Below are 8881 nucleotides of genomic sequence, written 5' to 3' on the forward strand. Positions count from 1 at the left end.
GGAACGCTGTCGACGTTGTTCGACGGACGCTGAAACGGAAAATGCCAGCGCGAGAGCGCTGGCATTGTTGTTTGGTACGCGCCGTCGCCCGGGGGATTGACGGCCCGCGACTTGCGGCCTGAGAAACGACGCGTACCAGACAAGTGCCCTACGCCGCGCGAGCGACGCGCGGTGTAGGGTATCGAACCCATCCAATCGATCGAATCGATCGATTGGATGCGATGCGACGACAATCAGAAGAACGCCTGGATGCCGGTCTGTGCGCGCCCGAGGATCAGGGCGTGAATGTCGTGTGTGCCTTCGTAGGTGTTGACTACTTCGAGGTTCACCAGATGGCGGGCGATGCCGAACTCATCGGAGATGCCGTTGCCCCCGAGCATGTCGCGCGCGAGACGGGCAACATCAAGGGCCTTGCCGCACGAGTTGCGCTTCATGATCGACGTGATCTCGACGGCGGCGGTGCCCTCGTCCTTCATGCGCCCCAGGCGCAGGCAGCCTTGCAGACCCAGCGTAATTTCCGTCTGCATGTCGGCCAGTTTCTTCTGGATCAACTGATTGGCGGCGAGCGGGCGACCGAACTGCTGACGGTCGAGCACATACTGGCGTGCCGTGTGCCAGCAGAATTCGGCGGCACCCAGCGCACCCCAGGCGATGCCGTAGCGGGCCGAGTTCAGGCAGGTGAACGGGCCTTTCAGGCCAGAGACGCCCGGCATCAGATTCTCTTCGGGCACGAACACCTGGTCCATCACGATCTCACCGGTGATCGACGCTCGCAGACCGACCTTGCCGTGAATCGCCGGGGCGGAGAGACCCTTCCAGCCCTTTTCCAGAATAAAGCCGCGAATCTTCTCCTCGCCACTCTCGTCGGCGAGCTTGCCCCAGACGACGAAGACGTCAGCGATCGGTGAGTTGGTGATCCACATCTTGCTGCCGCTCAACTCATAGCCACCGGCGACCTTCTTGGCGCGCGTGGTCATGCCGGCAGGGTCGGAACCGTGGTTGGGTTCCGTCAGGCCAAAGCAGCCGATCCATTCGCCGCTGACCAGCTTCGGCAGGTACTTCTGCTTCTGCGCTTCGCTGCCGAATTCGAAGATTGGCACCATGACGAGCGACGACTGCACCGACATCATCGAACGATAGCCCGAATCCACGCGTTCGACTTCACGCGCAATCAGGCCGTAGGCCACATAGTTCAAGCCCGGGCCACCGTAGGCTTCAGGAATCGTCGGGCCGAGCAGGCCGATCTCGCCCATCTCGCGGAAGATGGCCGCGTCGGTGCGCTCGTGACGAAACGCCTCGAGCACGCGCGGTGCGAGCTTGTCGTTCGCGTAGGCGGCTGCCGCGTCGCGAATCATGCGCTCCTCGCTGGTGAGCTGCGCATCGAGCAACAGCGGATCTTCCCATTGAAACTGTGCATTGCCTGCCATGACCTATCTCCTCCGATGTTCTTGAAAAATGCGCTGACACAATTCTCGTCGGCCCCGCCTGATCGGCCGGCGGACCTTGTGGCCACCCGAACCCATGACGTGCTCCGACTTGACTAAAGTTCCGCAATGCGGAACAATGTTCCAAAACTGAAGTTAGTTTAACACTAAAATTTTTGGCTCGGCAACGGTCACTTGTTGCGCGGGTCGCCCCTTTTTGCTGCGGAGCGCGCGATGGTTGTGGTCAAAACGTCCCTGTCTGCCTTTGCCGGTGCGCCGGCGCATGGTGTGCCGCCGTCACATGACGAGCGCAAGTTCGTCACGGCGCTGGCACGTGGTCTTGAGCTGTTGCGTGCCTTTGGACCTGACGATGTCCTGCTGGGCAATCGCGACTTCGCCGCGCGCACCGGGCTGCCGAAGGCGACCGTCAGCCGGCTGGCCTACACGCTCACTGAATTGGGCTATTTGCGTTACGACGCCGATTTGGGCAAGTACGCGCTCGACGCCGGCGTGCTGGCGCTGGGATATGCCTTCCTGAACGGCACCGACATGCTGACGCTGGCACGTCCGCACATGCGCGCGCTGGCCAAGGAAATGGGGTGTTCCATTTCGCTCGGTTGCCGGGAGGGCATCGACATGATGTATCTCGAGACCATCCGCAGCGATTCGGCGCATCTCACGCTGGGCCTGACGGCAGGATCACGCTTGTCGATGTTGACGAGTTCGATGGGGCGCGTCTACCTGGCGGCCATGACGCCTGTCGAGCGGGAGACGTTACTGGCCGATCTGCACGATGCCTATGACGCGAATCCGACGGCGCTGCGCAATGTCGGTTGGGACGCACTGCAGTCGGGCGTCGACAAGGGCATCGAGACGTACCGGCGCGAGGGGTGTTGCTATTCGTTTCGCGATTGGCATGAAGGGGTGAACGCGGTCGCGGTGCCGTTGCGCGACGTGAGACAGAACCGATGGCTCGCGATCAGTTGCAGCGGCCCGTCGTCATCGATTCCGGATGCGGTCTTCCGCGAGGAGATCGCACCCCGATTGAAGCAACTCGCCGCGCGCCTCAGTGGGCACGTGTAAGTCGGCAAAAATCTGAAAAAATCGGCAAACGGCGGTGGTCCATCGGGTTGGGGGCCGCCCGCGGCACTCCATTGTCGGTTAAGTCGCACCGCGGGCGGCCCCCAACCCGATTCGCAACCGCCTTCGATGCGACGACACCCACCCACATGATCCGGCCAACAAAGCCAGGACGACCGCAGTAACCACAGCAGAGACGAACAGAGACGAGCCGGAACGAGCAGGTAGAAGCAGGAACGAGTAGGGGGGAACGTAGGGGCGCACGATGGCGGTGATTGTCCGTCCCCTGACGTAGCGACTTAACCGGCATTGGAGCGGAGTCAGGGGACGGGCAAGCGCCGCAGCCCTGGGCATGTGACAGGGCTGCGTGCGAATCTATGCGATGGGTGTCATCAGCGCACCGAAAAAAACCTCACAGCAACGTTCGCACATGCCAAAGCTCGGGGAACAGTACGACATCGAGCATCTTGCGCAAGTAGGGGGCGCCATTGGTACCACCGGTGCCTTGTTTGAAGCCGATGATGCGCTCGACCGTCGTGACGTGGCGGAAGCGCCATTGCCGGAACGCGTCTTCGAGATCGACCAGTTCCTCGGCCATCTCGTACAGTTCCCAGTGTTGCGATGGGTTGCGATATACCTCGAGCCATGCGGCCTCGACGGTGGCATCGTGCGGCGTCGGCGTCGTCCAGTCGCGCTCCAGGCGTTCAGGGGCAATGGCAAATCCGCGCCGTGCCAGAAGGCGCACCACCTCGTCGTAGAACGAAGGGGCGCCCAGCGCGGCCTGCACCTGCGCGAAGACATCGGGGCGATGCGAATGGGGCTTCAACATCGCCGCATTCTTGTTGCCCAGCATGAATTCCAGAATGCGGTACTGATACGACTGAAAGCCCGATGAGCTGCCCAGCGACGGGCGCATCGACGAATACTCCGACGGTGTCATCGTCGCGAGAACGCTCCACGCCTGCACGAGTTGCTCGAGAATGCGCGACACGCGGGCGAGCATTTTGAACGCGGGGGGCAGGTCGTCGTTGTGCACCGCCGTACGGGCCGCCTGCAACTCGTAGAGGGCAAGCTTCATCCACAACTCGCTCGTCTGATGCTGGATGATGAACAGCATCTCGTTGTGGTCGGTCGAGCGCGGATGCTGTGCATTCAGAATTGGATCGAGCGACAGGTAGTCGCCGTAGCTCATGCTCTTCGAAAAATCGAGCTTCGCCTCATGCCATTGCGTGGCATCGGTCGACGCTTCCGCCGGTGCGGACGATGCGTCCGGCGTTGCGTCGTCCGGGCCTTGATGGCCGAACGGGCACCCGCCCGATGCGGGCGTCGTCTGGGCCGGGATGTTCTGCGGGTCGGGCGCGCAGGAAGGGGTCTTGCTCATGCTTATGACTCCTCGCTCAGGTCACCGCGCCGCGGCGACGAAACTCGGGCTTGTCCCACGAACCCGTGGTCAGCACGTCACGCAAAATTTCGACAGAATCCCAGACATCGGCAAAGCTCGTATAAAGCGGTGTCATGCCGAAGCGCATGATGCGCGGCTCGCGATAGTCGCCGATCACGCCGCGCGCGATCAGCGCCTGAATCACGGCGAACCCCTCCGGATGTTCGAAGCTTACCTGCGACCCGCGCGCCGCGTGAGCGCGCGGCGTCACCAGCGTGAGCGGGAATTCGGCGCAACGCGCTTCCACCAGTTCGATGAACAGATCCGTCAGCGCCAGCGATTTGCGACGCAGGGCGTCCATCGAGGTCTGCGCGAAAATATCGAGACCGCACTGCACCAGCGAAAGCGAGACGATCGGCTGCGTGCCGCACAGGTAGCGCCCGATGCCATTGTCCGGCGTGTATTCCGGCTGCATCGCGAACGGCGTGCGATGGCCCCACCAACCCGACAGCGGCTGCCAGAAGGTATCTTGAAGACGCTTGTTAACCCAGACGAATGCGGGGGCCCCTGGACCGCCATTCAGATATTTGTACGTGCAACCCACGGCGTAGTCGGCGTTGGCGCCGTTCAGATCGACAGGCACCGCACCGGCGGAGTGGCACAGATCCCACACGCACAGCGCACCGGCTGCGTGAATCTCGGCCGTACGCGCGGCCATGTCGTACATGGCGCCGGTGCGATAGTTCACATGCGTGAGCAACACCACGGCGACGTCGTCGCCCAGCGCGGCAGGGAGTTCTTCCGGAGAATCGATCAGGCGCAGCGAGTAACCGTCGTCGAGCAGGCGCGTGAGGCCTTGCACGATGTACAGGTCGGTCGGGAAGTTGCTGCGCTCGGAGACAACCACCTTGCGTTGCGGCGCGAGGGTGCGCTGCGCATCAAGGGCGGCGGCCATCACTTTGAAGAGGTTGCTCGACGTGGTGTCCGTCACCACCACTTCGCCTTTGCCAGCACCGACGATGGGGGCCAGGGCGTCGCCGAGCGTGCGCGGCAGCGCGAACCAATCGGCCTCGTTCCAGCTGCGGATGAGACCCACGCCCCATTCGGCCGTAATCACCTCCTGGGCGCGTTGGGCCGAGGCCACCGGGCGCGCCCCCAGCGAGTTGCCGTCGAGATAGATCACGCCGGGCGGCAGATCGAATTGGGCGCGCAGCGCGGCGAGCGGATCGGCCGCGTCAAGGGCCAGGCATTCGTTGCGAGAAGACGTCATGGTTTGCGTTTTGTCAGTGAAAGCAATGCGGAAAATGGAAGTCGTGTGTCATGCGCTCGGCGCGGTATGTGTCGCTCAAAGCGAGCGCAGCACCGCACGCACCGGACTCGCATCGAGTCGCATGAACTTGAGCGGCAATGCGATGAGTTCGTAATCGGACGGTGCAATGGCATCGAGCACCAGTCCTTCGAGGATCGCCATGCGATGCGCCCGAATGCGGTGGTGGGCGTCCATCGTCTTGCTCTCCTGGGGATCGAGCGACGGCGTGTCGATTCCGACCAACTTCACCCCATGCGCCGCGAGCAGGTCGATCGTCTCGGGCGCGACGGCGCAAAACGCACTGTCCCAGCGAGCGACGGGGGCCTGTGCATACGTGCGCAATAGCACGCGTGGCGGCACGTCTGTCAGGTAGGGGGCCACCCGATCCGGCGTGACGACCGGCGACGCGCCAACGCAATGAATGACCCGGCACGGCCCAAGATAAGTCTCAAGCGCCACTTCCCCGATAAAGGCGCCGTCGTCGTCGTAATGACGCGGCGCGTCGGCGTGGGCGCCCGTATGCGGCGACAGCGTGATGCGCCCGACGTTGACCGGGCAGCCCGGTCCGATCTGCCACACCGACTGTTCCGAGAACGGCGTGTCACCGGGCCAGACCGGCGTGTCGCTCGAGAGTGGCGCGCTGATATCCCACACGCGGCGCTCGACGGGCGTGTTGGCTGGGCGGTGGCGGGGTTCGGTCATGGGTGTGCGCAAAATCGTCAATCGATATGCGCATCTTAGAAGAATTCGCTTCGCAAGTGCTTGCGTATTCGGGGATGGCGAGGCGTGAAATTGATCGAAAAAATCGTATTTTCTTAATTTTAGGAAAGAATATTCGACAAGATTGCGAAGTGATCGAATATTCGACGATTCGCCGCGCAAGGCGATCTGCGATTTCGGACGCTGCCGCGCGGTGATCGGAATGCGCCTACACGGGCGTTGCGCCCGCTGTGTCCCTTACGTTCCAGACGGTCCCGACGTCCCCTGCGTCATCTCGTCGATCAACCGGCGCAGGGTCGCTTTGAGCAAGGTGGATTGTTCTGTACCGAAGCGGGCGAGCACGCCGGCTTCGTGACGTCGCGCGCTGGCGAGCAGCGGGGTTACGCGCTCACGTCCGGCCTGGGTGAGCGAGACCATCGACTGGCGGCGGTCCGTGGCGCTCTCGCCGCGCACGACGTCGCCGGTCGCTTCGAGCCGGTCGACGATCTTGGTGAGCGTCGGCTGCTTGGCGAGCACGATGTCGGCCAGTTGATTGATGGTGCGCGCGCGACCGTCGGAGAGCGTGGCGAGAACACGCCACTCCGTCACACCGAGCCCGGCCGCCGCGACTTCACGGTGAAATTCGTCGGACACCAGCGTGCTCGCGCGCGCGAGCAGATAGGCCAGGTAGTCGTCGACGAACGGTGCACCGGCGGCAGACATGAGGCGGCTCAGCCGAGCGACTGCGGCTTGTGGAAGCCACCGGCGTGGAAGATCAGCGGCATGCGCTCGCCAACGTCGGCATGTACGCCGCAACGCTCGACTTCGCCAACAAAGATGACGTGGTCGCCTTCGTCGTAGCGGCTGCGGTTATGACATTCGAACCAGGCCAGCGCACCGTCGAGAACCGGCGTGCCCGACGCAGAGAGCGTATAAGGCACACCCGCAAAACGGTCGCCCTTCATCGTGGCAAAACGCTTGCAGATGTCAAGTTGATCGGACGCCAGCACATTCACGGCATAGTGCGAGTTCTCGCGAAAGACCGGCATGCTGCCTGCGCGCGTGGCAAGACTCCACAGAATGAGCGGCGGCGTGAGCGACACTGAGTTGAACGAACTGGCGGTGATCCCGATAAGCGATCCGTCGTCGGCGCGCGTGGTAATCACGGTCACCCCGGTCGCGAATTGACCGAGCGCATGACGAAAGGCCGTGTTGTCGAAATCTGGCGCTGAGGCGCGTTTGGCGTTCACTGTCCCTGCACTCCCGTCCGGCAAATTTGATCGGGTTGATTTGTATGAATATTCATATACTATGGCACGAACAACAGATCGACAAGACGCATGACGGCCAGCCGCGTGCCAGAGGGGAATGTCCCCGGCAGGCGAGAAGGTCAGACGCTCAGGAGACGATATGCTGATCGAGCGAATCGAGCATAAGTGGATCGACGTATTTGCCGAGACCTTGCGGCGCTGCGGTATCGGACCCGGTGATGTGGTGGCGATTGTAGCCGAAACGCAATCCCGGCCTGTCAACGTGGAATTAGCGCAACTTGCCGCCGAATCGCTTGGCGCCGCGCCATTTCGGCTGGTCGTGCCGAGTCGGCGCGTGAGTGCGCCGGTGCCGGTGCGCTCGACCGGCGCGAGCGACGCGCTGGGTGGGTTGGCGCCCGTCGTCGCCGCGCTCAAGGCGGCCACACTGGTCGTCGACTGCACGGTCGAAGGCCTGTTGCATGCCCCTGAACTGCCCGACATTCTCGGCGGCGGTGCGCGCGTGTTGATGGTCTCGAACGAACATCCCGAAATTCTGGAACGTTGCGCGACCGATCCGGCGCTCGAACCGAAAGTGCGCGCCGCGATCAAGCGTTTGCGCGCGGCCGCCCAAATGCACGTCACCTCCGCCGCCGGTACCGATCTGCGCATCGGGCTTCGCGATGCGCGTGTGGGCGGCGTCTGGGGCTGGTGCGCCAAGCCGGGGCAGGTGGCCCACTGGCCGGGCGGTCTGGCGCTGGCATTTCCCGCCGCGCACAGCGTGAACGGACAGCTCGTGCTGGCCCCCGGCGACATCAACCTCACATTCAAGCAATATCTACGCGATCGCATCGCGCTCACGGTCGAAGACGACTATGTTGTCGCCATCGATGGCGAAGGTGTGGACGTCGACCTCATGCGCGACTACTTCGCGGCGTGGGGCGATCGCGACGCCTATGCCGTCTCGCACGTCGGCTTCGGCCTGAACCCTCGTGCCCGCTGGGACGCACTCGCCTGTTACGACAAACGCGATTGCAACGGCACCGAGCAGCGCGCCTTTGCGGGCAACTTCCTGTACTCGACCGGTGCCAACGAAGTGGCGGGACGTCACACGCTCGGGCATTTCGACCTGCCGCTGCGGCGTTGCACGATCGCGCTCGACGGCGACGTCGTGGTGCGCGACGGGCAATTGCAAGGCGAGTTCGCGTCATGACGCGCCTCGTGCCCGCCTGTCGCATCGCCGGTGACGGCCCGCTCACGCTCGTGCTGCTGCATGGCATCGGCGGCAATCGTCACGTGTGGCCCGCGCAATTCGAGATGTTCGTGGCGGCCGGTTATCGCGTGGCCGCCTGGGACATGCCCGGTTACGGCGAGAGCGCCATGCCCGCCGAGGCGACAATGGCGGCGCTGGCCGACCGCTTGCGAACGCTGCTCGACGCGTTGGGGCCCTCGCGTTTCGTGCTCGTCGGCCACAGCATGGGCGGCATGGTCGCGCAGGAGCTGATGGCGCGTGGCGCGCCGTTCACGCGCGATATCGCCGCGCTGATCCTGTGCGGCACGTCGCCCGCGTTCGGCAAGCCCGACGGCGACTTTCAGCGCGAGTTCGTGCGGCAGCGCACCGCCCCGCTCGACGCAGGCAAGACCTTGCGCGAAATGGCTGAAGCCATCGTGCCGGGCATGCTTGGCGACCCATCCGCGACCGCGCGCGCGAGTGCGCACACACTGGCCGTCGATGCGATGG

At 63.6% G+C, this 8881-nt stretch carries 9 protein-coding genes; 3 read left to right on the top strand and 6 right to left on the bottom strand.

All coding sequences use genetic code 11. The features are described 5' to 3' along the window. Window positions 1-233: 233 nt before the first annotated feature. Window positions 234-1427, bottom strand: a complete 1194-nt coding sequence (locus tag A985_RS0101490; protein ID WP_017231665.1) for an acyl-CoA dehydrogenase — start codon at window positions 1425-1427, stop codon at window positions 234-236. 231 nt (window positions 1428-1658) lie between these two features. On the opposite strand from A985_RS0101490, the gene A985_RS0101495 reads away from it, so the two are divergent. Then, window positions 1659-2507 carry an IclR family transcriptional regulator gene (locus A985_RS0101495; RefSeq protein ID WP_017231666.1) on the top strand — a complete coding sequence of 283 codons (849 nt, stop codon included), beginning with the start codon at window positions 1659-1661 and terminating at the stop codon, window positions 2505-2507. A gap of 409 nt (window positions 2508-2916) precedes the next feature. Here A985_RS0101495 and kynA read toward each other — a convergent pair whose 3' ends face one another. The 5 genes from kynA to A985_RS0101520 all read right to left on the bottom strand — a co-directional run bounded on the left by kynA (window position 2917) and on the right by A985_RS0101520 (window position 7143). After that, window positions 2917-3885, bottom strand: coding sequence for a tryptophan 2,3-dioxygenase (kynA, locus tag A985_RS0101500; RefSeq protein ID WP_017231667.1), 969 nt, complete (start codon window positions 3883-3885; stop codon window positions 2917-2919). A gap of 16 nt (window positions 3886-3901) precedes the next feature. Further along, window positions 3902-5155: a kynureninase gene (gene kynU / locus A985_RS0101505; protein WP_017231668.1), complete on the bottom strand. Its 1254-nt coding sequence runs from the start codon at window positions 5153-5155 to the stop codon at window positions 3902-3904. A 75-nt stretch (window positions 5156-5230) separates the two neighbouring features. Next, a complete protein-coding gene (kynB, locus tag A985_RS0101510; protein WP_017231669.1) occupies window positions 5231-5896 on the bottom strand; it encodes an arylformamidase in 666 nt (221 codons plus the stop codon). 255 nt (window positions 5897-6151) lie between these two features. Next, window positions 6152-6616: a MarR family winged helix-turn-helix transcriptional regulator gene (locus A985_RS0101515; RefSeq protein WP_017231670.1), complete on the bottom strand. Its 465-nt coding sequence runs from the start codon at window positions 6614-6616 to the stop codon at window positions 6152-6154. A gap of 8 nt (window positions 6617-6624) precedes the next feature. After that, complete coding sequence (locus tag A985_RS0101520; protein ID WP_017231671.1) at window positions 6625-7143, bottom strand: flavin reductase family protein; 519 nt, start codon at window positions 7141-7143, stop codon at window positions 6625-6627. 160 nt (window positions 7144-7303) lie between these two features. On the opposite strand from A985_RS0101520, the gene A985_RS0101525 reads away from it, so the two are divergent. Next, complete coding sequence (locus A985_RS0101525) at window positions 7304-8353, top strand: hypothetical protein (protein ID WP_017231672.1); 1050 nt, start codon at window positions 7304-7306, stop codon at window positions 8351-8353. Further along, the coding region (locus A985_RS0101530) for an alpha/beta fold hydrolase (RefSeq protein ID WP_017231673.1) at window positions 8350-8881 on the top strand (532 nt) is incomplete at its 3' end. The genes A985_RS0101525 and A985_RS0101530, both read left to right, overlap by 4 nt.

The sequence above is a fragment of the Pandoraea sp. B-6 genome (assembly GCF_000282835.1).
In the GTDB taxonomy this organism is placed as follows: domain Bacteria; phylum Pseudomonadota; class Gammaproteobacteria; order Burkholderiales; family Burkholderiaceae; genus Pandoraea; species Pandoraea cepalis.